Here is a 24531-nt window from a genome sequence, read left to right as displayed (position 1 = left end):
AAAATGTCTGATTGTGATACAACTGACTGTGATGCAATTGTGGTATTGTGCACCGCTCCCGATGAAGCCAGCGCACAAGACTTAGCCGCGCAGGTTTTAGGGGAGAAATTGGCCGCCTGCGCTACCCTGTTGCCAGGTGCGACCTCGATTTACTACTGGGAAGGTAAGCTTCAGCAAGAGTATGAAGTCCAGTTATTGTTCAAAAGCAATACGGATCATCAGCAGGCGCTTCTCAGCTATATCAAACAACATCACCCCTACCAGACACCGGAATTACTGGTGCTGCCGGTAAGGGATGGAGATAAAGATTACCTGTCATGGCTCAACGCTTCATTACTCTGATTCTGCTGCTGTGCAGCGTTTTACTCGCACCGCACAGCGCACAGGCTTCACTGTTTGGTGAAAAATCCTCTTTTGGCCAGCAAAGCAGCCAGAGCCGGTTTATCCCTGTCGATCAGGCGTTTGCCTTTGATTTTCGTCAGCAAGGTGACCAGCTCACCCTAAGCTGGCAGATTCATCCCGACTATTATCTGTATCGCCAACAAATCAAAATCGTGCCGCAGAATGCTTCTCTGGGTACATTTACGCTGCCAGAAGGCATTGCTCATCATGATGAATTTTATGGTGAAGTCGCGATTTTCAAGCAACAGCTCACACTGAAAATCCCCATTATGCAGGCCGGTGAACAAGCCAGTGTCAGTGTGACTTATCAGGGCTGCGCTGAGGCCGGTTTCTGTTACCCGCCAGAAACCCGTGTCGTTCCGCTCTCCGCCGTGATCGCTGGGTCATCCGCGGCGACGGGTACAGAAGCTGTGGTTTCTCCTGCGGCCAATAATGTGGCCCCAGTGCCTGCGGAACTGCCGTTTTCACCCCTCTGGGCGCTGCTCATTGGTATCGGTATCGCCTTCACCCCTTGCGTGTTGCCGATGTATCCGCTGATTTCAGCCATTATCCTCGGGCGCGAAAAGCCCCATAGTCAGCGGCGGATATTGCTGTTGGCGGTGGTGTATGTGCAAGGGATGGCACTGACCTACACCTTACTTGGCCTGGTGGTTGCCGCCGCAGGTTTACAATTTCAGGCGGCATTACAACACCCTTATGTCTTGATTGGGTTATCCATCTTGTTTGTGCTGCTGGCGTTATCCATGTTCGGCCTGTATTCCTTGCAATTACCGTCCTCACTGCAAACCCGGTTGGTGCAGTGGAGCAGTACTCAACGCGGAGGCTCACTGGCTGGCGTCTTTGCCATGGGCGCACTGGCGGGGCTGATTTGCTCACCTTGCACCACCGCCCCACTCAGCGCCATTCTGCTGTATATCGCCCAAAGCGGTAACATGCTGGCCGGCGGTGGTACGTTGTATCTATATGCCTTAGGGATGGGCATCCCATTGGTGATTGTGACGTTGTTTGGCAATAAGCTCCTCCCGCGCAGTGGCCCGTGGATGCAGTACGTCAAAGAAGCTTTTGGTTTTGTTATTCTGGCACTGCCGGTGTTCTTGCTAGAAAGAGTGCTGGGCGATGTCTGGGGTTTACGTTTATGGAGCTTACTGGCGATTGCCTTCTTCGGCTGGGCATTTGTATTAAGTCTGAAAGCGCACTCCGGCTGGGCGCGGGTTTGCCAGCTATTACTGCTGGCCGCCCTGCTGATTGCCGCCCGCCCACTACAAGACTGGGCTTTTGGCAGTAACACACAACAGAGTGAAATTAAGCATTTAGCCTTTAAACAGGTGGCTGATTTACCACAGTTGCAAGCGGCATTAGCTCAAGCACGGGGTAAGCCAGTGATGCTGGATCTGTACGCTGACTGGTGTGTCGCCTGCAAAGAGTTTGAGAAATATACCTTCAGCGATGAGCAGGTTCAGCGCCAGTTAGCCAATACCGTGCTGCTGCAAGCTGACGTGACAGCGAATAACGCAGAACATGCGGCACTATTGAAGCAGTTAAATGTGTTGGGCTTGCCGACCATCCTGTTTTTCGATGCTCAGGGCAATGAAGTTAGCGATGCCAGAGTTACCGGCTTTATGAATGCCACCGAGTTCTTGCAGCATTTACAGAATAAGACGCGGTAAACCACCTTGGTGGCCTACCGCAATGAACAGACTGATGGCTACTGGACGGCGGCATCTGACAGCCGTTTTTTCAGTTGGTAATATTGTTGCTCAACATATTGCTCTGCCGCGCGTTGGTCACTAATGGCCTCTACTTTGACCGCACAATGCTTGAATTCCGGTGTTTTTGACACCGGATCGACATGATCCACCGTCAGCTCATTACAAGCACCAATCCACCACTGATAAGTCATATATACCGCGCCAAGATTTGCCCGCTCAGTAACACTGGCGCGAGCAATCACTTTACCGCGCCGGGAAGAAATCCAGATCAGCGCTTGATCGACAACCCTTAGCTCACCGGCATCTTGCGGGTGAATTTGTACATAACCTGGCTCATCTGCCAGAATTTTCAATGTGGTACAGTTGCCGGTCATTGAGCGGCAGCTGTAGTGCCCCACTTCACGCACCGTACAGAGCGCCAGCGGATACTCACTGTTAGTCTGTTCATGAGGCGGCTGCCACGGCGCACAACTGAGCAAACCTTTGCCATCCTCGGTAGCAAATTGATTACCGGTATACAGGTAAGGAGTGCCGGGGTGATCTTCACTTGGGCAGGGCCACTGCACATAACCCAACCCCGCCATTTTTTCATAGGTTGCGCCAAAGAAGGGTGGGCACAAGCCGCGCATTTCATCCCATATTTGTTGGGTATTTTGGTAAGCCATCGGATAACCCATCGCCGTGGATATCAGGCTGATTATCTCCCAATCGGGCTTCACATCGCCCTTTGGCTCAATGGCTTTATTAAAGTGCTGGAAGCCGCGATCGGCGCTGGTATATACCCCTTCATGCTCCCCCCAAGACGTGGCCGGGAGAACTACATCCGCCAGCGCGGCGGTTTTGGTCATAAAGATATCCTGCACCACCACCAGCTCCAGTGCTTCAAACGCGGCGCGCATTGCGGCTAAATCTGGCTCGGTTTGGATCGGGTCTTCACCAAACACGTAATAGGCTTTAAGTTTTCCTTCGGCTACTTTATGTGGAACATCGGTAATCGAGTACCCCACATGAGCCGGCAATTCAGGGACTCCCCAGGCAGCGGCGAAGCGGCCTCTGGCCTCATTATCCGTCACTTTCTCATAGCCGGGGAAGGTGTTGGGCAGCACCCCCATATCACAAGCGCCCTGAACATTGTTCTGACCACGAACTGGGCCGACGCCGACATTGGGCCGCCCAAGATTACCGGTTAACAGAGCCAACGAAGACAGCCCTTTCACCACATCCACGGCCTGCCCCCATTGGGTGACGCCCATCCCCCACAGAATCGTCGCCGCCGGTGCTGCGGCATAGGTACGCATCGCCTGACGAACAGCTTGCGCAGGCAAGCCAGTAATGTGCTCGACATCCTCCGGGCGATAATCTGCAACTCCCGCTTTCAGTTCATCAAAGCCACGGGTATGTGCGCGCACATAATTATCATCAAAGAGTTTTTCTTCAATCAATACATAAATAAAGGCATTCACCAACGCCATGTTTGCGCCATTTTTCAATGCCAGCCATTGGTCAGCAATGCGCGCAGTTTCAATGTGCCGAGGATCGCAGACAATCAGTTTGGCACCTTTGTTTTTGGCTTTGATAATTCGTCTGGCGACAATCGGGTGGGAATCAGCGGCGTTATAGCCAAACACCAAGATGCAATCGGTATTCTCAAGTTCGCCGATGGAATTACTCATCGCGCCATTGCCCAGAGTCTGCTGTAAACCAGCCACCGACGGGCCATGGCACAAGCGGGCGCAGCAATCGATATTGTTAGTGCCAATCGCGGCGCGAGCAAACTTTTGCATCACATAATTGGCTTCATTACCCGGCCCACGAGAGGAGCCGGTCATCATGATGGCATCCGGCCCATGGCGTTTTTTAATAGCTTTGAATTTAGTAGTGATGAAAGCAATAGCTTCTTGCCAGCTCACACTCTCAAATGGCTCGCCCCGTTTGCGACGCAATAGTGGGGTCGTCAGCCGAGGGGTAAGCAGGCGGGTATCATTGAGAAAGTCCCAGCCATAGTAACCTTTTAGGCACAGCTCCCCTTGGTTGGTGACACCATTGGCTGGCTGTGCGCCTACAATTTCGCCGTCTTCAACCAGTAAATTTAATTTGCATCCGGAGCCACAATAGGGGCAGACCGTGAGGATCTTTTCCATTTTTCTATCCTTATGACCACCGACGTTACCGAGCAATACCCGGCACAGCGCCACGAGCAGCGCGCAATTGTCTGTCCCGCTGTAGAGTTTCCAACGCCATCGGCGTCACCAATTTCAGTGCCTTCGTTGGGCAGACCTCAATACAGGCCGGGCCTGCTTCACGCTGATGACATAAATCACATTTATGCGCCTGCGCGCTCACCGTGGTGTTATGGCTAATCTGCTCAACCATATTCATCGCGCCAAACGGGCAGACCAACATGCAGGTTTTGCAACCAATACAACGAGATGCCATCACCTGCACACCATGATCGCCGGTGACAATCGCCCCATTTGGGCAAGAGTTTTCACAGGGCGCATCTTCACATTGATGGCAGAGGATTGGCGCACTAACCGCAAAACTTTTCATCACACTCAGACGCGGGTGAAACTGATCCGCCGTAATGCTGCTGACCTTATTATCTGTGCTATGCGCCACCACGCAGGCGATTTCGCAGGTGCGGCAACCAATACACTGAGTCATATCAGCGATAACAAATCGGTTCATCTTTTCTCCTGACCGCTGGCGTTATAAAACATCAAGATAATAAGCAATGCTTTCCGCCGCTTTACGCCCTTCGGCAATGGCGGTGACGATTAAGTCAGCACCACGCACAATGTCGCCACCGGCAAAGATTTTGGGGTTACTGGTTTGATATGGATAACCGGAGATCGTCGGGGCAACCACTCGCCCCTGTTTATCCAGCACCACATTGTGTTCAGCCAGCCACGACATCCGGTGTGGGCTAAAACCAAAGGCCATAATGACCGCATCGGCGGGAATAATGTGTTCAGAACCGGGGATAGGCCGCGCCTGCCGCCGCCCTTTGGCATCTGCCTGGCCCATTTCAGTTCGTATCATTTTGATGCCGGTAACCTGCCCCTGTTCATCAACTTCAATTCGCTGCGGTTGCAGGTTAAACATAAATTCAGCACCTTCCTCACGAGCATTTTTCACTTCACGTTTGGAGCCGGGCATATTCTTTTCATCACGGCGATAAGCACAAATCACATTGGCAGCACCATGGCGCAGCGAGGTACGAACACAATCCATCGCCGTATCCCCACCGCCCAGCACCACTACCCGCTGATTTTCCATACTGGTATAAGGATGAGCACCACTGGCGCTATACCCCATCAAATGTTGGGTATTACCAATCAGGAATGGCAAGGCATCAAACACACCGGGAGCATCTTCATTTTCCAATCCGGAGCGCATCGAACGGTATGTCCCAACGCCGAGGAAAAGGGCATCAAACTCACCAAGCAGACTTTCCATGGTGATATCGCGGCCAATTTCGGTATTCAGGCAAAACTCGACACCCATCTCGCTAAAGATCTCGCGGCGGCGGGTCATCACCCCTTTTTCCAGCTTGAAGGCCGGAATACCAAAGGTCAGCAAGCCACCGATTTCGGGATAACGGTCAAATACCACGGGCGTGATACCGTTGCGAACCAGAATATCCGCGCAGCCCAGACCCGCTGGGCCTGCGCCGATAATAGCCACGCGCTTGCCCGTCGGCTTAACGTCGGACATATCGGGCCGCCAACCTGTCGCCAGTGCTGTTTCAGTAATATGCCGCTCAATCTGGCCGATAGTGACTGCGCCATCGTGGTCATTCAAGGTACAAGCTTGTTCACACAAGCGGTCTTGCGGGCATACCCGGCCACAGATTTCCGGCAAACTGCTGGTTTGATGTGACAGCTCCGCCGCCTCATGGATGCGCCCTTGATGCGCCAACGAGATCCATTGCGGAATGGCGTTATGTAGCGGGCAAGTCCACTGACAAATGGTTTTATCACCACAATTCAGACAGCGCTCCGCCTGTTCAAGAATCTGGCCTTCGGTGAAAGGCAGATAGATTTCAGCAAAACTGGTTTTACGCTCTTCCAGTGGGATTTTTTTCGCTTCCAACCTTGGCGTACGTGGCCGTAGCAATAAATTGACGGGAGCGGCATCACGGATATTTTTGCTTAGCGGGCTAAAAGAGTGAGAAACCCCGGCAGCGGTGGTGGTGCTAAATAAGCGGCCATTGTGGTCATTCAATGCCGAACGCTGACGCTTTTGTCGCTGTTGATTCAGTAAATAATTCTGATCAACCAGAGTCAGCGCTTGAGTGGGACACGTTTTGATGCAGGCTGGGCCATCAGGTTGGTCAATACATAAGTCGCATTTTTGCGCTTCAGTACGTTGATAGGCATCTGCCAAACGATGACTGGCGGGTTGTACAGTTTCGGTCACCACAGTCATCATGCCGAATGGGCAGGCAATCATGCAGGTTTTGCAGCCGATACATTTTTCCTGAATAACCTGAATGCTATTATTCATTTCAACAATGGCCCCATTCGGGCAGGTGCTGGCACAAGGAGCATCTTCACAATGGTGGCAAAAGACCGCTGTCGCACTGTCATTATTTTTAAACACTTTAACGCGGGGCGTGAAATAGTCTGGTTTATCAGGGAACCGACCCTCATGATGCGCGACAACACAGGCAACTTCACAGCTGCGGCAACCAATACAGCTTTCGGCATCTGCAACAATAAATGGATTCATATTATTTCTTCCCAGAAGTCATATCATTGCCGATAAATAATTATTATTTTCAACAACCATTCACAACTCTACAAAATCATTAACCTTACAAACATAGTGGCTATGATATTTTATTATTACAATTAATTTTTAATGCAAAAGAATCGTGCTTTTGTTGATATTTATGACTAATTAAATTGGCAAATGCACGAGAGCATCATAATAAATAACGGGAAGAATCGATTAAGCACAGGGGATTATTTTTATTAATGCCAACAATAAAGGGAATTACTTGGCGCAGTGTTAATTAAAAGTTGATTTCACCAATACAATCATTCGATACAAAATTGATCCAGATCAGTTTGATATTAAAATCCAAAACAATTTCTTTAGAAAATAACCAAAGCCATGGGTGTAACAATCAGGCAGCACGCGAATAAACTCCAGCGAACTGACGCAAGCCAGAGATGCGAATATCTGAGAGAAGCGAACCAGGCTATCGCACCAGGAATGCTGGGTATTTGTGATGATAGCCCCACTTTGCTGTACAGCAACACAACAATTAGATAATTTCCCCGCATTTTTTTGGGCCGATGCACAATGCGAATTATTTCCCCACTCCATATAATGGATACAGCGCTAACAAAGACATTAATGAGAATTAACTTTTGTATTTATATAACACCAAATAAAAAATAGGTTATTGCATCTTATTCATAAGGAATTTAAATGCGGCAACCTAAAAAATGATTTATAGAGGGTATAAAAATGAGTCTGGATGCCGCTGTGACCGAAAAACGGACCCATGTCCGATATATAATATTATTAATTATCTTTATTGTAACTGCAATTAACTATGCTGACCGGGCAACATTATCAATTGCAGGCACTGAAGTGGCAAAAGAGCTGCAATTAGATGCAGTTGCAATGGGATATATTTTCTCTGCTTTTGGTTGGGCTTACCTATTAATGCAAATACCCGGCGGCTGGTTGTTAGACCGTTACGGCTCAAAACGCGTTTATACCTATAGCCTGTTCTTCTGGTCGCTCTTTACCTTTACCCAAGGCTTTGTTGACATGTTCCCGATAGCTTATGCCGCTATCTCCATGTTTATCATGCGCTTTATGTTAGGTTTCGCTGAAGCGCCCTCCTTCCCGGCTAACGCCAGAATTGTTGCCGCCTGGTTCCCAACCAAAGAGAGAGGAACGGCATCGGCAATCTTTAACTCGGCCCAATATTTCTCGCTGGCTATCTTCTCTCCATTATTAGGTTATTTAACCTTTGCCTGGGGCTGGCAGCATGTATTTACTGTCATGGGTGGGTTAGGTTTTGTATTAACCATTGCTTGGGTCAAATTTATTCATAACCCGACAGATCATCCAGATATGTCAGCATCTGAACTGGAATATATCAAACAAGGTGGTGCAGTTGTTGATATGGACCACAAGAAAGCAGAGGGTCATAAAAGTGGTCCTAAATTAGATTATCTTAAGCAATTGCTAGCCAGTCGAATGATGTTGGGCGTGTTTTTCGGCCAATACTTTATTAATACCATCACTTGGTTCTTCCTGACCTGGTTCCCCATTTATTTAGTACAAGATAAAGGGATGTCTATTTTAAAAGTTGGGATGGTGGCATCTATTCCAGCATTGTGCGGATTCGCCGGTGGGGTGTTAGGGGGCGTATTCTCTGATTCATTAATTAAACGAGGCCACTCACTGACTTTCGCACGTAAAGTCCCTATCGTGTTAGGCATGTTATTGGCATCAAGTATTATTCTGTGTAACTACGTCGATAGTGATGTGGTGGTGGTTGCGCTGATGGCATTAGCCTTCTTTGGTAAAGGCTTTGGTGCCTTGGGCTGGCCGGTCATTGCCGATACCGCGCCAAAAGAGATCGTCGGTCTGTGTGGTGGCTTGTTCAACGTATTTGGTAACGTGGCCTCCATCGTAACCCCATTGGTCATCGGCTATCTGGTGAAAGAATTACACTCCTTTAATGCCGCACTTATCTTTGTCGGTTGCTCGGCCATTATGGCGATGTTCTGCTACTTATTTGTTGTCGGCGATATCAAGCGCTTGGAATTGAAAACAGTTTAATAGAACAAAAACAGGTGCCTCTGATGGGGCACTTGTTATTTAGAATGTATAAGATAAATATTATAAGGGTAATATTATGAGCATGGGTCATAGTCCGGTAGAAAATCCGCTTTATATTAAAGTGCAGGATGCGGATAACGTTGCCATTGTGGTTAATAATAATGGGCTGTGTGCCGGCACCCGGTTTAAATGCGGTCTTGAACTTATTGAGCATGTGCCGCAAGGCCATAAAGTCGCCTTGGTTGATATCCCTAAAGGTGGCGCCATCATTCGCTATGCCGAAGTTATCGGGCTAGCGGTTCGCGATATTGCTCGTGGCGGCTGGATTGATGAGTCATTAGTCGAACTGCCCGCAGCTCCGGCGCTGGAAACCCTCCCTCTTGCCACGGCGGTCCCTGAGCCCCTACCACCACTGGCAGGCTATACTTTCGAGGGCTATCGCAATGCCGATGGCAGTGTCGGCACCAAAAATCTACTCGCGATTACCACCAGCGTGCATTGTGTCGCTGGTGTGGTGGATTATGTGGTCAATATTATTGAGCGCACCCTGCTACCCAAATACCCCAATGTTGATGGTGTGGTCGCCCTGAATCACTTATATGGCTGTGGGGTGGCCATCAATGCACCGGCGGCAGTGGTGCCCATTCGCACCATCCATAATCTGGCACTCAACCCCAATTTTGGCGGTGAAGTGATGGTGGTCGGCCTCGGTTGTGAAAAACTGCAACCCGAGCGGCTGCTGGAAGGCACCCCAGACGTACAAGTTATCTCACTGGATGAGAGCAATATTGTGCGCTTACAGGATGAGAAACACGTCGGCTTCCGCTCCATGGTAGAAGATATTCTGCAAGTGGCTGAAAAGCATTTACAACGCCTAAATCTTCGCCAGCGTGAAACCTGCCCGGCCTCAGAATTGGTGGTCGGAATGCAATGTGGCGGCAGCGATGCTTTCTCTGGCGTGACGGCTAATCCTGCGGTGGGCTATGCCTCTGACTTACTGGTGCGCTGCGGTGCCACTGTCATGTTCTCGGAAGTCACCGAAGTGCGTGATGCCATCCACCTGTTAACCCCACGCGCCATTAATGAGGACGTGGGCAGAAGGCTGCTGGAAGAGATGAAATGGTACGATGACTATCTCGAAACCGGCAAGACTGACCGCAGTGCCAACCCTTCGCCGGGCAACAAAAAAGGCGGGCTGGCTAATGTGGTGGAAAAAGCGCTGGGCTCAATTGCCAAATCAGGTCGCAGCGCCATTGTTGAAGTGTTGTCACCGGGCCAACGCCCCACCAAGCGCGGGTTAATTTTCGCCGCGACACCGGCCAGTGATTTTGTGTGTGGCACCCAACAACTGGCCTCCGGCATTACCGTGCAGGTATTTACCACTGGGCGCGGCACACCTTATGGTCTGGCGGCAGTGCCGGTCATCAAAATGGCAACACGCACTGATCTGGCGAATCGCTGGCATGATTTGATGGATATTGATGCTGGGACGATTGCCACTGGCGATGCCACTATCGAAGAAGTCGGTCAGCAATTATTTGAATTTATTCTGGATATTGCCAGTGACCGCAAACGGACCTGGTCTGATCAATGGGGGCTACGCAATGCGCTGGCAGTGTTTAACCCGGCACCCGTGACCTAAATTATTCTGCATGATTATCAGGCCGGTAATCTACCGGCCTATTTTTCTTCTCTGCGACATCACCCGTGCTATTCCTGCTCACCTAACTGCAAAGCCACATATAGCAACAAGCGATCGTCAAAGTTTGCCAAATCCAACCCTGTCAGCTCAGAAATACGATTTAGCCGATATTCCAAGGTATTGCGATGAATAAACAGTGCTTTTGCCGTAGCGGTGGGCTGCACATTATTACGGAACCAACAGGCCAAGGTGCGGCGCAGCAAACCATTGCTGTCCATCGCCCGCAATTTGGCTAAGGGCAGTGCCAGTTCATTGGCTTGCCAACCGCCGCGTAAACTATCGAGCAAAACCGGTAAAACCAGATCCTGATAATAGTAACTGCGCTGCTCCGGCATTCGCTGTTTCCCCACCGCCATCGTGGTACGGGCGGTGCGATATGAGCGAGCGATGCTGCCGGGGCCGGTGAAAAAATTACCCAAAGAGAGGCGCACCCGCAGGCGACCTCGCTCCGTCATACGCGAAAGCAGCGACTCCATGCGCCGCCGATGATCGACGGCATCCCAACGGCCATGGCTATTCAGTGCCGGTTTCAGCACCACCATTTCAGTCAGGGAGACAATCGCAATCAGATTGTTGCGCTCTGGCGTGGTCAACAAAGTTTGCAGCTCTTGCAATTCCGACATGGCGCTGTCGACACTGAGCTGACCGCTGTCTACGTCCACCACCGCCACAACGCGGGGCTCATTGATATCCACCCCAAGACGCTGCGCCCATTCAATCAGCGCCGGTGATATCTCTTCGGTGCGGATTAGGTTCAAGACTAGCTCTTCGCGCAAGCGGCTATCTTGCGCCAACAAGTGCACCAAGCGCGCCTGTTCCATCATCATTTCCGCCGCCATACACACCAGCTCGCCATACTGACGTAACTGGCCTGGATTCCCCGTCAGACCAATCACTCCGACAATTTCACCCTCAAGGCGCAATGGCAGATTGATACCGGGCTTCACGCCGTGTAATTGGCGCGCGACAGCTTCGTCAATGTCAACAATCCGGCCATGAGACAGTGACAACAGCGCGCCCTCATGTAGCTCACCGAGGCGCTCTTCATCACCGCTGCCAATAATCCGCCCTTTGCCATCCATCACATTAATGTTGGTATCAATGATCTTCATGGTACGAGTGACAATATCCTGGGCTAGCCGGGGGTCGAGATTATAGACGCTCATGAGTAAGACCTCAGTTTAGGCTAATGCACCAGCATATGTGGTCTGTAGTGGGATTACATTGGACAACCGCCCAATTTTGTAGTGCAAGAGAGAGAGTTGAGGCGATGCTCACAAAAATGATAAATCAGGATGAGAATAGCGGGGAAAGAGTGATAACTGGCGGGCATTATCCGCAAACTACCGATAAAGGGATCAGGGCCAGCCAGTGTTAGCCCTGATGGATAAATGACGGTTATAAATAAATGATTATGATTTAGCGGCAGCCATACCAATTGCCAATGTGGCAGCAATATTGCGCGCCGTCATGAATACATTGTCGGCAGCATTATCCAACGCCTGCTCCAAGGTACAAATACTGTAAATCACACTAAATACGGCATCCAGACCATGTTCATACACCACATCCACATCGGCAGTCAGACTACCTGCAATCCCAATCACCGGTTTGTTATAACGTTTGGCTACTCTGGCGACACCGATAGGCACCTTGCCGTGAATGGTTTGGCTATCAATCCGCCCTTCGCCAGTAATCACGAAAGTGGCATCGCGGACTAATGCATCCAGACCAAGGGCATCGGTCACAATATCAATCCCCGGACTTAACGTCGCCCCGCAGAAAGCCAGCAACGCCGCACCTAAGCCCCCAGCCGCTCCCGCACCTTCAACCTGATCAACATCAATATCCAGATAGCGCTTAATAACACTCGCGTAATGCAGCAATCCTTCATCCAGTTGAGTCACCATCGCCGGGGTGGCCCCCTTCTGCCGCCCGAAAATAGCCGAAGCCCCTTCACTGCCGGTCAGTGGATTAGTGACATCACAGGCAACATCGATTTGGCACTGTTTAATCCGCGGATCCAGCCCGGAAATATCAATTGAATCTAGTTCAGATAGCTTCCCGCCGCCGAAACCCATCTGCTTGCCATGCTTGTCTAATAATTTGACACCCAGCGCCTGCACCATCCCCGCGCCACCATCATTGGTCGCACTGCCACCGATTCCGATAATGATATGTTTCACACCCTGATTCAGCGCATTACAAATCAGTTCACCCGTGCCATAAGAGGTGGTTTTCAGTGGGTTGCGTAACTCTGGCGGGACCAGCTCCAGTCCACTGGCCGCAGCCATTTCAATAAATGCAGATTTTTCATCACCGGATATCCCGTAAAAGGCATCAACTTCTTCCCCTAACGGGCCGGTTACATTGACCTTAATGATCCGCCCGGCAGTGGCGGCAACCATAGCTTCTACTGTGCCTTCGCCGCCATCAGCGACCGGCAACTTGATATATTGCGCATCAGGAAACTGGGTACGAAAACCCGCTTCAATCTGCACCGCAACGTCCAACGCGGATAAACTTTCTTTATAAGAGTCCGGAGCGATGACTATTTTCATAAATGATTTAATCTCATGAGCTATCCGATGCCGCACGGGCACCGGCACCACTGATTAACGTGTCACTTCAACTTTAGCCAATTTCTCGTAATAGCAAGCCAATGCACTGTGGTCTGCGGTTCCCAGCCCATCGGCTTTCAATGCTTGCATCATCTCCATGACTGCGGCAGTTAACGGCAATTGTGCGCCGACACCGTGCGAGGTATCCAGGGCGTTAGCCAAATCTTTAATATGCAAATCAATGCGAAAACCCGGTTTGAAGTTACGATCCATCACCATCGGCGCTTTGGCTTCCAGCACGGTACTGCCCGCCAGGCCACCACGGATGGCCTGGAACACCAGATCCGGATTGACACCGGCTTTGGTCGCCAGCACCAAGGCTTCAGACATCGCGGCAATATTCAGCGCCACCACCACCTGATTAGCCAGTTTAGTCACATTACCCGCACCAATATCACCAGTATGAACGACTGAGCCGCCCATGGCTTTCATCACCGCAAAACACTGGTCGAAAACCGCTTTATCGCCACCCACCATCACCGACAAAGTGCCATCGATCGCTTTCGGCTCACCACCACTGACGGGCGCATCCAGCATCGCAATCTGCTTTGCTGCCAGCGCTTCGCTGATTTCGCGGCTGACCAGCGGCGCAATCGAACTCATGTCAATCAGCACCGTACCTGGCTTCGCGCCTTCAATCACGCCATTCTCACCCAATACCACCTCCTTCACATGAGGCGAGTTAGGCAGCATGGTAATAATGATATCGCACTCTGCTGCCAGAGCTTTTGGCGTGGCCGCCGTGCTGGCACCAGCACTGAGCAGCTCATCCAATACCGCCGCATTCCGATCAAGGACAGTTAACGAGTAGCCCGCTTTCAGCAGATTCTTACTCATTGGTTTTCCCATAATTCCTAAACCAATAAAGCCGATTTTCATTTGTCACTCCTCAATTAAGTCGCCAGGCCGTCAATGCGGCGGCACTGAATAGTTAAAACAGGCCGAACATTATTTTTTAAATTTGTCGCACAATGCCTGGGTGGCACTGCGAAATACCCCCAAGTCGCTTCCGACCGCCACAAAAGTTGCGCCCCATTCCAGATAACGGCGAGCATCAGCTTCTACCGGTGCCAGAATGCCGCTCGGCTTACCCTGTGCTTTAGCGCGGTCGAATATATGGCGAATTACTTTTTGCACTTCAGGATGGTTTGGCTGCCCCAAATAACCCAGCGCAGCAGAGAGGTCGCCCGGGCCGACAAAAATGCCATCCACACCATCAACGGCAGCAATAGCATCCAGATTATCCACCCCTTGCTGACTTTCGATTTGCACCAGTACAGTAATGTTGTCGTTAATGGTGGCGAAGTAATCCGGCACAGTGCCGTAATTATTGCCACGATGAGAGACCGAAACACCGCGAATACCTGCTGGCGGATAGCGGGTTGAGGCAACCGCACGAATAGCCTCTTCTTCACTTTCGACAAAAGGAATCAGGAAATTGTAGAAACCGATATCCAGCAACCGCTTGATAATAATGGGTTCATTACAGGGTGCGCGGACAACTGGCGCGCTATTGCTGCCTTTCAGCGCCATTAACTGTGGGATAAATGTCGTGACGTCGTTCGGGGCATGTTCACCATCCAACACTAACCAATCGAAACCCGCCAGACCTAATACCTCGGCGGAAATATGATTTGCCAGCGCGCTCCAGCAACCAATCAAGGTTTGCCCTTGTTGTAGGTTGCGGCGGAACTGATTAGGATAATTTTGGAGACTCATTTTCAATCCTTATTCTACGATTCACGATAATCATTATAGAAACCGCGTTCCAATAAACCATCGGGCAAAAGGACAGGAATAATGAGTTATTAACTTATCGTTATAGGCAAATGCACAATAAAATGCGCCCTGCTTCACAGACTGTGTCATGCTCGTAATGGCATCACTCATTCGGCGCTCTGGATGAGCAAAGGAGTAATGGCAAAGAGTTCACAAAATCTCGCCACAGTAGTGATAAGGTACAGAGTCAGCAGGTGGAGAGTGCTGTGGAGAGTGCTGATGTGTTTTGAGCTATTTGCACAATAGGCTGTGGTCAACCACACTTGCCAGATAAGAAGTTGGAGGAGAGCAACGTGCAACGTGAACAAGTTTTAAGCAGTGCGCTCAATCTGTTAGAGCAGCAAGGGCTGGCAAATACCACGCTGGAGATGCTGGCAAAAGAAGTCTCGGTCGAAGTCAGTGATCTGGCCCGATTTTGGCCTGACCGCGAAGCATTATTGTATGATTGCCTGCGCTATCATGGTCAGCAAATCGATACCTGGCGGCGTCAGTTGCAGTTGGACGAGACATTATCGCCCAAACAGAAGTTGCTAGCGCGCTATCAAACACTGAGTGAGCAAGTGCAAAATCAGCGCTATCCCGGCTGCCTGTTCATTGCTGCGTGCAGTTTCTATCCTGATGATGATCACCCCATTCACCAGTTAGCGGAGCAACAAAAACTCGCTTCATTGCACTATACTGAGGAGCTGTTGCAAGAGATGGATGCTGATGACGCCAGCATGGTGGCACAGCAGATGGAGCTGATTCTGGAAGGTTGCCTGAGTAAGCTGCTGGTTAAGCGCCAATTGGCGGATGTTGAAGTCGCCAAACGCTTGGCTGAAGATGTTTTGGACGTTGCCCAGTGCCGTAAAAATGGTGCGCTAAGCTAGGCTGTGCTGAACAGAGTTTTATGACAATTCCTCGGCATTTTTTCTTTTTTTGCCTGAAAAGAGAGCGATCAGCACAGTTTTAGTGGTTTTAAGCTATAAATCCGTTGACGATCAGCGGCCAATACGGTTTAATGCGCCCCGTTGCCCGGATAGCTCAGTCGGTAGAGCAGGGGATTGAAAATCCCCGTGTCCTTGGTTCGATTCCGAGTCCGGGCACCACATTCAGAGAAACCAGCCTAACAGCTGGTTTTTTGCTTTCTGACGTTTGGACTCTTCATCGAACATGCGTGGTCAAGGGTGGCGAATCTGGAACGCTGCATTCGCTCCCCATGTCGCTACCATCAAGTTGCCATCCGGTGCCAATGCCAAACTCACGGTTCTGCTGCCAGTTGAGCCACGGCTCAACTGATGAAATTCTCGATTCTGATCTATAGTTTAGTCTTCTACACCGACATAAATCTGTACTTCATTCGGGCCTGTGTACAGCTCATAGTCTGATAGATAGCTGCGGGTAATTTCGCTATGCTGTTCAAAATATTTCCACACTCCATCCCAAGCTTCCATAATGGCTTCAGGCATTTCCCCTCTGGCTTCAAAAACCAGATATAAGCCGGGATGTAGAACCACACAACTAAAGTCGGCGTTAGGTCCACTTACCAGCACTCCCGCAGTAGCATCATAATAATCATTCACGTCAGAGGCATAGTTTGAATAAACGCCAACCAGTGGCGTATCAGCCAAACGTCCCGGAATATTATTAGCCAAATTCCTTGTAAAGAAAGTGTTCCATAACTCACCAATTTTTGCCGTTTTTGGTTCGAATTCTTCACTGTTTTGTGTTCTGACACTGATTCCCGACACCAGTTTACGTGAGCAGAGTATTTTTTTAGGTTTCATATTCTTGATCCATTTTTATCATGACTTGAGTTCTTAACAGAAAATACGCGGACGGCGAATTATCTGACCGCCCGCGTGATAATCCATTCAAGCACTACTGAATGAATTATTCCATGTCATCCAGGTACAGGCTTTACTTCTGAAGATTAATAGGGGTTCCAGCCAGGCACTCTTCTATTTTTTCTTCAATAAACTCTTTATTTCGACTCACAAACCAGTGATCCCCATGTACCAGGAACTGCTGGAATGTCGAAGTGGTTTGCTCTTGCCAAGCGGTCATTTCTTCGACTAACGTCACCTCATCCTCAATTGCAGAGAAGACGCTAATCGGACAAGCCAGAGGCTCTCCATCCTTATATTCATAGCTTTCCAACAGCGGCATATCCCGACGCAGACCTGGTAGGATCTGCTTGACGAATTCTAGGTCGTCAATGTAAGTCAGCAAACCGAGGATTTTTTGCTCAGAGTTTGAGGCAATACCACTTTCTCGTAAAGAGTCACGGTTTTTCCAGGTACAGGTTAACTGCGGTGCCATAGTTGCAGAACAGAAGAAATGCACTGGCAACTGTTTGTTGTGAGCTCGCAGTGAACGATAAAGCTCAAACATCACTATCCCACCGAAACTGTGGCCGTAGAAGGCGATATCACCATCCCAGTCCTGCTGCCGCTCATCAACCATCAGACGATCGAAAGCGTCTTCCAGTCCAGTGAGCAACGGCGTCAGATGGGTATGATTTGGTTCTTCCAACCGGTTTTCACGGCCAGGGGATTGAATCGCATATACCTCACAATCCGTTGGCGCGTTATACAGGAAGTGAGCAAACATCGAAGCCCCTGCCCCCATTGGGTGCATCATAAACAACTTGGTTTTCTTCGGTTTTCCCCCGCGATCGCGTTTCAAACGGACGAACCATTCATGGATCACCTCAATATCCTTCTCGGAGGTGATACCAGAAATATCACCGGATGACTGCTGCATTGAGTCGCCTTTTACCAGCTCGTGTCGCAGCTGTTGCGCCAGTTCCAGCAGGCTAGGCCCTTTCACCATCCGCATCAGCGGGTAGTTAATTTCCAGCTTCTGCTGGATCCAGTGACGTAACTGGTTGAGCATCAGTGAATCCAACCCCATGGCTGACAGTGATTTATCCGGCGTCACCTTATCTACAGTGGTACCTAGAATTCGTGCCAGTGCTTCAGTGAGAAGTTGCTTCAGCTCCTGCACTGCCTCACCTTCCGGCATTTCCTGAATTCTTTCTCGTAAACCGGCATGACCATCGCTTTGACCTTTTATTTGCAGCGTCTCATTAGACAATAGATGTGCGAAACGCAGGTCATCGCGCAGGTGATCGAAATGGTCGCGGAAGCGAACCCAGTCAATATTGGCTGCCATGCGAACCACATTGCCATCCAGCAGGATTTGCTCAATTTTCGTCGTGATCTGCTTCACACTCATCGGTACCCATCCCTGTTTCTCCAGCAGGTTCAACAGGGAATCGGCATCTTTCGTCAAGCCTGCAAAGTGGCCCAACACCCCAATATCGATGGCCTGGGCGGTGAGCCCCTGCATTTGACGGTAATGTGTCAATTTATCGACAAAGTTATTCGCTGCGGAATAACAGGTCTGACCGCCAAAGCCAAACACGCCAGCAATGGAAGACAACGACAGGAAGAACTCCAGTTCATCATGCTGCAACGCTTGGTGTAGATTCCAACCACCCAAGGCTTTCGCCGAGAAGGCTGGCATCAGTTCGTCACGCTTTAGATTACCGATCAGCCCGTTTTGCATTACCGCCGCACCGTGAATAACGCCCCCCAAAGGCGCAAACTGCCTGACGTGTTCGACCATATCGCTGACGGCTTGGGCGGAGGAGAGATCCACCTCCGGTAATACCACCTCAACACCTTGTTCACGCAGTTGTTCGATAGCCAGCCGATCTTCTTTGGTTTTCGGACCGCTGCGGCTAGCCAATGCCAGCTTCCGTGCCCCGTGATCTGCCAGCCATTTCGCCAGCACAATCCCCAACCCGCTGGCACCACCGGTGATCAAATAGATTTTCTCCGGAGCCAGTTGTAATTGCAGAGCAGGTAGCGCATCAACTCTGACACCTTCCATTGTCACAACGGTATTTTCCAGTGCGCTGTTTTCCTCCAACGCTGCAGAAAGTTCGGCGATCGGAATGGCAGAATAGATCGGCAACGCCGTCTCGTTGATCAAATGAGTGGTCTCAGCAAAGATTTCTGCGGCTTCATTCGGGCGCTGACTGACAAATGCCTGGATATCCACAGCAAAATAGCTCAGGTTCGATTTTTGGCAACTGATAGTCAGCGCCTCATTTTCCCCTTCGTGTTGGTAATTTAACTGGACAAAACGACCTGTAGATTGCAGGCATCTCAGACTTTGTATCGCACCTTTGCCACTCAGATTGTTCAGCACAATATCGACGCCTAGCTCCTGCGTATCAGCCATAATTTGCTGATAGAAGCCTAGCGTACTGCTGTCATAAATATGCTGGATACCGATGGTGCGTAATTGAGCTCGCCCAACCTCTGTGCTGGCGCTGGCATAGATCTCGGCTTTTGCCCGCTTGGCAAGATGAATACAAGCCAAACCTGTTGGCGTATCGGCTGAATGGATCAGTACCCGCTCACCAGTTTCAACCCGTGCCAAAGTCATTAAGGCGTACCATGCGGTTAAGCTGGCCAGCGGAACTAATGCCGCTTGTTCGAATGATAACGCTACAGGTTTACGCGTCACGTAATGCTCGGCAACCACGGTAACGCCAGCTACGCCATTTGACGTCAGTGCCATCACCTCATCACCTGCCTTAAAGCGACTGACGGCCGAGCCTACTCGGGTAATAACTCCGCTGCATTCCTGACTCAGCGAATGTACTATCGACTCACGATGGCTTAAGGCCGCCGCCTTGATAGCGATTTCAACATCATGATCCTGTAAAGCTGGAGGAGTAAAACGCCGTATTGTAAGTGAACTGATAACGCCAGGAACACTTAACATTGCCTGATAATGCCCGCCGCTGCCTGGCAGCGATTGAGTTGCCTTAGCCTGAGCCTGTTCGGCTTCGACATGCTCCAACCTGCGGCCAAACAGTTTTTCCCCACGAATAGCCAACTCGGTTTCATGGCCGCCGTTATCCGCAGCAGTGATCATCTTGGCAAGAATGCGTAACTCACCTTCGGTAACTTCTCCCAAATCCACCACTTTACAGACAGCGAGCGGATATTCGTTGTTCAGGGTACGGCTCACACCAAAGATCGGCGCCTGTACAAGATTGACCGGTGGGTCTTGCGGAGTAACCCATTCGGAACCACGGTTGATGGTCCAGAGCGTTGGCTGTAACTCGTGCTCAATGATGGCATGATTGATATTGACACTTTTCCAAACTAGCGACTCAATTCGGATAGCTAGATCTTCTTCACCCGACTGGCTCTGCGGCAATAGGTTAACGATGCGTTTCAATGAAGGGTAGCGAGCTTTAATTTCACCAAACGCATTAAGCACCGCCAGCCGTTCATGCAAATCCACTGGCCAGTCGAACGTCGGATTTTCACCTAGCGTAATAACTTTGGCTCCGCACCGTTTCAGCTCATCGGCGAACGCACGATAATGATCCTGACCATCGGCAATCAGCAGAACTTCAGCACCGACCAATGCCGGAGTACTAACCGATTCAACTGGCTGCCAGCGGTATTCATAACAACCACCGTAGGCCATATCTTCTTCATTACGCCGAGAGCCAGCTATATATTTTAATTTAAGCCCAATAATTTGTGCGACAATACTACCCGCCTCATCAAACAGCACCACGTCACATTGCAAATATTTTTCATCAGCTTGATGAATGTTCAGGTAGCTCCATACAACCTCGCCCTGTGCTTTCTGGAAGAAATAATAGCGGTCAATACCCACCGGTAAATAAACGCCCATTTCTTCATCCCCTTCTAAACGTCGAGCGGCAAAAATGGTATGAACTACAGTATCCATCATTGCAGGATGCACATAGTAACGATCGAGGCCGAACTTAAGCATTTCAGGAATGACAATTTTTGCCAATAATTGGCCAGGAGCCGTCCAAATATTTTGGACAGTTTTAAAGGCTGGACCGTAGTTCAACCCACCGCGTTTCGCATTGTTATACATTGGCTGCACAGGCAGGCGATCGGTGATATCCCGCTGTAGATCCGCCAGTAAAATCGCCGGTGCATCAGGCTTTTTATCCAGATAATTCATCACTCCGATGGAGTGTCTGACCCATTCAGCATTAGCTTTATTATCTTGGCTTACCAGCCAATAGCGTCCATTCGTAGCATCCATTTCCAGACTGATTGATAAAGATTCACCCTCCTCCGGTAGGAACAATCCCCTCTCAAACCGGATATCTCTCAGATAGCCAAAGGAATCACCAAATGCTTTATGGCCCGCGGCAAGAGCCAGTTCCAACATGCCAGCACCAGGGAAAAGAACTAAATCGTCCATCCGATGCTCGGTGAGATACGGGTCAGCTTGAGTATCCAGGAATACCTTAAAGGCATGCCAGTTTGGATTGAGGCTAGAGGTATGGTGGCGGATAATATTAGGGTGGATATAGGACTGAAGCCGATGTTCCCTATGCGCTCGACTCTCATTCCAGAAGCTTTTTTCCTGCCAGACATAGTTTGGTAGATCGAAGCCCCGCACCTGGACAAATTTTATACCAGTTCATCGGATAACCGGCAACCTGCAAGGCACCCAATGTTTGTTTCAGGCGTAGCGCTTCATCTTCTTTTCGGCGAATAGACGGGAAAATTTTCGCATTAGAATTCAGTTTGGTGAACAACTCCTGCGCACCGCCGCTCAGAGCAGGGTGTGGCCCAATTTCGATGAAAGTATCGAAACCATCTTCGATCATACGTTGGAGTGCCGGTGAGAAATAAACGGGATCGCGGACGTTTTGGTACCAGTAATCGCTCACCAAATGGAATCCATCCTCCTGCTTGCCGCTAACGGTAGAATAAAGAGAAATCTGTGCTGATGTAGGCTCCAAAGCGTTCAGCGAGGCAATTAACTCTTCTTTAAGCGGTGCCATATGATGGGAGTGGAAAGGTACATCTACCTTCAGGAATCGATGGAAAATATCCTGTTGCCCCAGCTTCTCTGCAATCGCCTCAAGAGGTTCTTTATCGCCAGAAAGCGTGATACTTTCCGGACCGTTAATCGCCGCAATAGAAACTTGCTCCGAAACCTCTGCGATTAATTTTTCTGCCGTCGGCAAATCAACGCCCACGGCCAGCATGACACCTTTACCCGATGCAGCATGTTGCCCACGGCTGCGGTGGAAGATGACCTTCACGGCCTGTTCGAGGGTCAGCGCCCCGGCGGTATAGGCTGCTGCCACTTCGCCAATGGAGTGACCGATAACCCCTTCAGGCTCAACCCCGTTGTGCTTCCATAGTTCGACCAAGGCAATTTGCACCGCAATGATCGCCGGTTGGGCAATACGCGTATCGCTGATGTTCGATTCAGCTTCAGATCGGCTCATTTCTTCTAACAGCGACCAGCCAGCGATATCGACAAAAAGTTTATCGATAGTGGTAATGACATGACGGAATACCGGCTCGGTGTCGATCAATTGACGCCCCATGGCATACCATTGAGGCCCCTGGCCGGTAAAGACAAAGGCCAGGCGTGGTTTGTTGTCCTGAGGTTGTCCGTAAACTACGCCGGACAGTAATTCACCGTTCAGATAAGCGGTAATCTTATCGCTCAAATCCTCTATGCTACGAGTAGCAATGGCAATCCGATGGCGTAAGCTGGAACGGTGTTGACCGGCGTTGAAACAAATATCGTTCAAACTGGCATAAGTGCCGGACAAATAATCCAGGTAGACCTGTAACTGCGCTTTCAGCGCTTCTTCCGTTTGAGCGCTACAGGTAAACAGGTTGACCTCCGGCTGAATATCTTCCGCCTGCCCCAGCCCCAGAATAATCCCGGTATCAGGTACGTACTCTTCCATAACCACGTGGGCATTAGTACCGCCAGCGCCAAAGGAGTTCACACCACCTACGCGCGGGTGGCCGTTTGTTGGTGCAGGCCAACATTGGTTGCAATCCACCACTTTAAGGCGCCAGTTTTCAAAATCGATTTTAGGATTAGGCTTGCTAAAATGCAGGTTTGCCGGGATCTGCTTATGATACAGACTCAGCGCCAGCTTGATAAAACCGGCGACACCTGCGGCCCCCTCAAGGTGCCCAATATTACTTTTTATTGAGCCGATAAGTAACGGTTGTTCCGTTGGGCGTTGGCTAAACATATTAGCAAAGGCTTGGGCTTCCAACGGGTCACCAACGGAGGTACCGGTGCCATGAGCCTCGATATATTGCACCCGTTGCGCAGCTATTCCAGCCTGTTGATAGGCGGTCTGCAACATCGAGGTTTGGGCATCTGGATTAGGTACTGTAAAGCCTGCAGGAGTGAAACCGTCAGAGTTACAGGCAGTCCCACGAACCAAAGCGTAGATTTTGTTGTTGTCAGCTAAGGCTTGGGATAAGGGTTTCAAATAAACCAGACCGACACCTTCGCCACGAACATAGCCGTTACCACTTTCATCAAAGCTTTTACAGGTTCCGTCTGAGCTGAGGAAGTTGCCTTTTGACAGCATCAAGGTCAGTGCTGGATTGATATGAAGGTTAACCCCGCCAGCAATGGCCTGATCGGCTTCCTGATGCCAAATACTCTGGCAAGCCAGATGGATGGCAACCAGAGAGGCCGAGCAGGCAGTATCTAACGATATGCTTGGGCCTTTCAGGTCATAGAAATAGGAGATACGGTTTGCAAGAGAAGTCAACGACGCCCCCATCGCCGACTGTGGACTAATGCGGTAACGGTTATCCGGATCGGCAAGAATATCTCGATAATCGTTGCCGAATAAACCAACATAAACCGCAGTTTTTGAACCACGGAATGTATCCAACCGATCGCCAGAATCCTCTAGTGCCTCAAAAGTCGTCTGTAATAACAAACGTTGCTGCGGATCGATATTCTCCGCTTCCTTAGGAAAAATATTAAAAAACTCATTATCAAATTTATCAATCCCGTTGATAAATCCACCGCGAGCAGTTTTTGTTTTGCCAGTTTTATTGGTATCTGGATCGTAAAATTTATCTTTATTCCAACGTTCGGGAGGAACTTCAGTAATACCATCTACGCCGGTTAATAACATCTCCCATAACTCTCTGTGATTTTTAGTGTTACCCGGCATTCGGCATCCGATTCCGACAATAGCAATAGGTTCTCTCTTCGCAACCATGGTTTAACCTCCCATGAGCAATGTATAGTGTTGATATAATACGGTGATGGTATTATTCAAAGGTTAGTTAGCAAGTAATAGTTAGATTTACAGTTAATTAAAAGCACTGAAATTTAATTATAGATAGTAAAAATAAATCAGCATTATTATTTTCCTTATATTTATACCTTAACTTATTGCATCTTTTTTTAAAAAATATAATTTCACCTATAAATTCAAATAATAAACGTAGTTATGTGAGGTATTTAATGCTTCTGTTAAAAATATAATTTTGCTGTTTATAATAATAGTGATAATTATTAATTTTATATAATAAATGAAACGATTTGATTATATATTATTATTTTATGATGGAAATTAAAATATATAAAAGGTTGAAGTGGTTTACTGAATTTGGCCACCTGAATAGAGGTGATATCATCGCCTCATAGTCGA

15 protein-coding genes and 1 tRNA gene are annotated in these 24531 nt (G+C 49.5%); 6 read left to right on the top strand and 10 right to left on the bottom strand.

The annotated features are described in order from the left end of the window. The first annotated feature begins 3 nt into the window (after positions 1-3). Together cutA and N0H69_RS01860 are read left to right on the top strand one after the other, a co-directional pair. Positions 4-342, top strand: coding sequence for a divalent cation tolerance protein CutA (gene cutA, locus N0H69_RS01865; protein ID WP_050135645.1), 339 nt, complete (start codon positions 4-6; stop codon positions 340-342). Then, entirely contained in the window at positions 318-2069 is a 1752-nt protein-coding gene (locus N0H69_RS01860) for a protein-disulfide reductase DsbD (RefSeq protein ID WP_050152038.1), read from the top strand. The genes cutA and N0H69_RS01860 overlap by 25 nt, the downstream gene beginning before the upstream one ends. A 38-nt stretch (positions 2070-2107) precedes the next feature. On the opposite strand, the gene fdhF is transcribed toward N0H69_RS01860, so the two are convergent. Genes fdhF through aegA form a run of 3 tightly spaced genes read right to left on the bottom strand, consistent with a single transcriptional unit; the run spans position 2108 to position 6845 of the window. Then, positions 2108-4252, bottom strand: coding sequence for a formate dehydrogenase subunit alpha (fdhF, locus tag N0H69_RS01855; protein ID WP_050152037.1), 2145 nt, complete (start codon positions 4250-4252; stop codon positions 2108-2110). Positions 4253-4277: 25 nt separating this feature from the next. After that, entirely contained in the window at positions 4278-4799 is a 522-nt protein-coding gene (locus N0H69_RS01850; RefSeq protein WP_050110963.1) for a 4Fe-4S dicluster domain-containing protein, read from the bottom strand. Positions 4800-4820: 21 nt separating this feature from the next. Beyond that, positions 4821-6845, bottom strand: a complete 2025-nt coding sequence (gene aegA, locus N0H69_RS01845; protein ID WP_050135653.1) for a formate-dependent uric acid utilization protein AegA — start codon at positions 6843-6845, stop codon at positions 4821-4823. A gap of 747 nt (positions 6846-7592) precedes the next feature. Here aegA and N0H69_RS01840 point away from each other — a divergent pair. Together N0H69_RS01840 and garD are read left to right on the top strand one after the other, a co-directional pair. Next, a complete protein-coding gene (locus N0H69_RS01840; protein ID WP_050110961.1) occupies positions 7593-8924 on the top strand; it encodes an MFS transporter in 1332 nt (443 codons plus the stop codon). A 76-nt stretch (positions 8925-9000) separates the two neighbouring features. Beyond that, the gene (gene garD / locus N0H69_RS01835) at positions 9001-10566 is read left to right on the top strand and encodes a galactarate dehydratase (RefSeq protein WP_050152035.1); all 1566 of its coding nucleotides are present in this window, start codon (positions 9001-9003) and stop codon (positions 10564-10566) included. 68 nt (positions 10567-10634) lie between these two features. Here garD and N0H69_RS01830 read toward each other — a convergent pair whose 3' ends face one another. From N0H69_RS01830 to garL, 4 genes are all read right to left on the bottom strand, one after another. Further along, a complete protein-coding gene (locus tag N0H69_RS01830; RefSeq protein ID WP_050110959.1) occupies positions 10635-11792 on the bottom strand; it encodes a CdaR family transcriptional regulator in 1158 nt (385 codons plus the stop codon). A gap of 246 nt (positions 11793-12038) precedes the next feature. Beyond that, positions 12039-13187, bottom strand: coding sequence for a glycerate kinase (locus N0H69_RS01825; protein ID WP_050110958.1), 1149 nt, complete (start codon positions 13185-13187; stop codon positions 12039-12041). A 54-nt stretch (positions 13188-13241) separates the two neighbouring features. Further along, positions 13242-14126 (bottom strand): 2-hydroxy-3-oxopropionate reductase, encoded by an 885-nt coding sequence (gene garR / locus N0H69_RS01820; RefSeq protein ID WP_050110957.1) that lies wholly within the window; start codon positions 14124-14126, stop codon positions 13242-13244. 69 nt (positions 14127-14195) lie between these two features. Then, positions 14196-14966, bottom strand: a complete 771-nt coding sequence (gene garL, locus N0H69_RS01815) for a 2-dehydro-3-deoxyglucarate aldolase (protein ID WP_050110956.1) — start codon at positions 14964-14966, stop codon at positions 14196-14198. Positions 14967-15319: 353 nt separating this feature from the next. Here garL and N0H69_RS01810 point away from each other — a divergent pair, with 353 nt between their 5' ends. Both N0H69_RS01810 and N0H69_RS01805 read left to right on the top strand, forming a co-directional pair. Continuing rightward, a complete protein-coding gene (locus tag N0H69_RS01810) occupies positions 15320-15895 on the top strand; it encodes a transcriptional regulator (RefSeq protein ID WP_050110954.1) in 576 nt (191 codons plus the stop codon). Positions 15896-16038: 143 nt separating this feature from the next. Continuing rightward, positions 16039-16114 (top strand) — tRNA-Phe (locus tag N0H69_RS01805). Between the two features lie 216 nt (positions 16115-16330). On the opposite strand, the gene N0H69_RS01800 is transcribed toward N0H69_RS01805, so the two are convergent. The 3 genes from N0H69_RS01800 to N0H69_RS01790 all read right to left on the bottom strand — a co-directional run bounded on the left by N0H69_RS01800 (position 16331) and on the right by N0H69_RS01790 (position 24096). Then, positions 16331-16792, bottom strand: a complete 462-nt coding sequence (locus tag N0H69_RS01800; protein ID WP_050111237.1) for a GyrI-like domain-containing protein — start codon at positions 16790-16792, stop codon at positions 16331-16333. 133 nt (positions 16793-16925) lie between these two features. Beyond that, positions 16926-21488 carry an SDR family NAD(P)-dependent oxidoreductase gene (locus N0H69_RS01795; protein WP_072077730.1) on the bottom strand — a complete coding sequence of 1521 codons (4563 nt, stop codon included), beginning with the start codon at positions 21486-21488 and terminating at the stop codon, positions 16926-16928. Next, positions 21433-24096 carry a type I polyketide synthase gene (locus N0H69_RS01790; RefSeq protein ID WP_072077731.1) on the bottom strand — a complete coding sequence of 888 codons (2664 nt, stop codon included), beginning with the start codon at positions 24094-24096 and terminating at the stop codon, positions 21433-21435. The genes N0H69_RS01795 and N0H69_RS01790 overlap by 56 nt, the downstream gene beginning before the upstream one ends. Positions 24097-24531: the final 435 nt, after the last annotated feature.

This window comes from Yersinia alsatica (genome assembly GCF_025133195.1).
GTDB lineage: Bacteria > Pseudomonadota > Gammaproteobacteria > Enterobacterales > Enterobacteriaceae > Yersinia > Yersinia alsatica.
This window is presented reverse-complemented; position numbering and strand designations above follow the sequence as displayed.

What these genes read in the sequence shown, in the direction of transcription:
- cutA (WP_050135645.1), top strand. Translation starts at nt 4, where the DNA reads ATGTCTGATTGTGATACAACTGACTGTGATGCAATTGTGGTATTGTGC.
- N0H69_RS01860 (WP_050152038.1), top strand. Translation starts at nt 318, where the DNA reads ATGGCTCAACGCTTCATTACTCTGATTCTGCTGCTGTGCAGCGTTTTA.
- fdhF (WP_050152037.1), bottom strand. Translation starts at nt 4,252, where the DNA reads ATGGAAAAGATCCTCACGGTCTGCCCCTATTGTGGCTCCGGATGCAAA.
- N0H69_RS01850 (WP_050110963.1), bottom strand. Translation starts at nt 4,799, where the DNA reads ATGAACCGATTTGTTATCGCTGATATGACTCAGTGTATTGGTTGCCGC.
- aegA (WP_050135653.1), bottom strand. Translation starts at nt 6,845, where the DNA reads ATGAATCCATTTATTGTTGCAGATGCCGAAAGCTGTATTGGTTGCCGC.
- N0H69_RS01840 (WP_050110961.1), top strand. Translation starts at nt 7,593, where the DNA reads ATGAGTCTGGATGCCGCTGTGACCGAAAAACGGACCCATGTCCGATAT.
- garD (WP_050152035.1), top strand. Translation starts at nt 9,001, where the DNA reads ATGAGCATGGGTCATAGTCCGGTAGAAAATCCGCTTTATATTAAAGTG.
- N0H69_RS01830 (WP_050110959.1), bottom strand. Translation starts at nt 11,792, where the DNA reads ATGAGCGTCTATAATCTCGACCCCCGGCTAGCCCAGGATATTGTCACT.
- N0H69_RS01825 (WP_050110958.1), bottom strand. Translation starts at nt 13,187, where the DNA reads ATGAAAATAGTCATCGCTCCGGACTCTTATAAAGAAAGTTTATCCGCG.
- garR (WP_050110957.1), bottom strand. Translation starts at nt 14,126, where the DNA reads ATGAAAATCGGCTTTATTGGTTTAGGAATTATGGGAAAACCAATGAGT.
- garL (WP_050110956.1), bottom strand. Translation starts at nt 14,966, where the DNA reads ATGAGTCTCCAAAATTATCCTAATCAGTTCCGCCGCAACCTACAACAA.
- N0H69_RS01800 (WP_050111237.1), bottom strand. Translation starts at nt 16,792, where the DNA reads ATGAAACCTAAAAAAATACTCTGCTCACGTAAACTGGTGTCGGGAATC.
- N0H69_RS01790 (WP_072077731.1), bottom strand. Translation starts at nt 24,096, where the DNA reads ATGGTTGCGAAGAGAGAACCTATTGCTATTGTCGGAATCGGATGCCGA.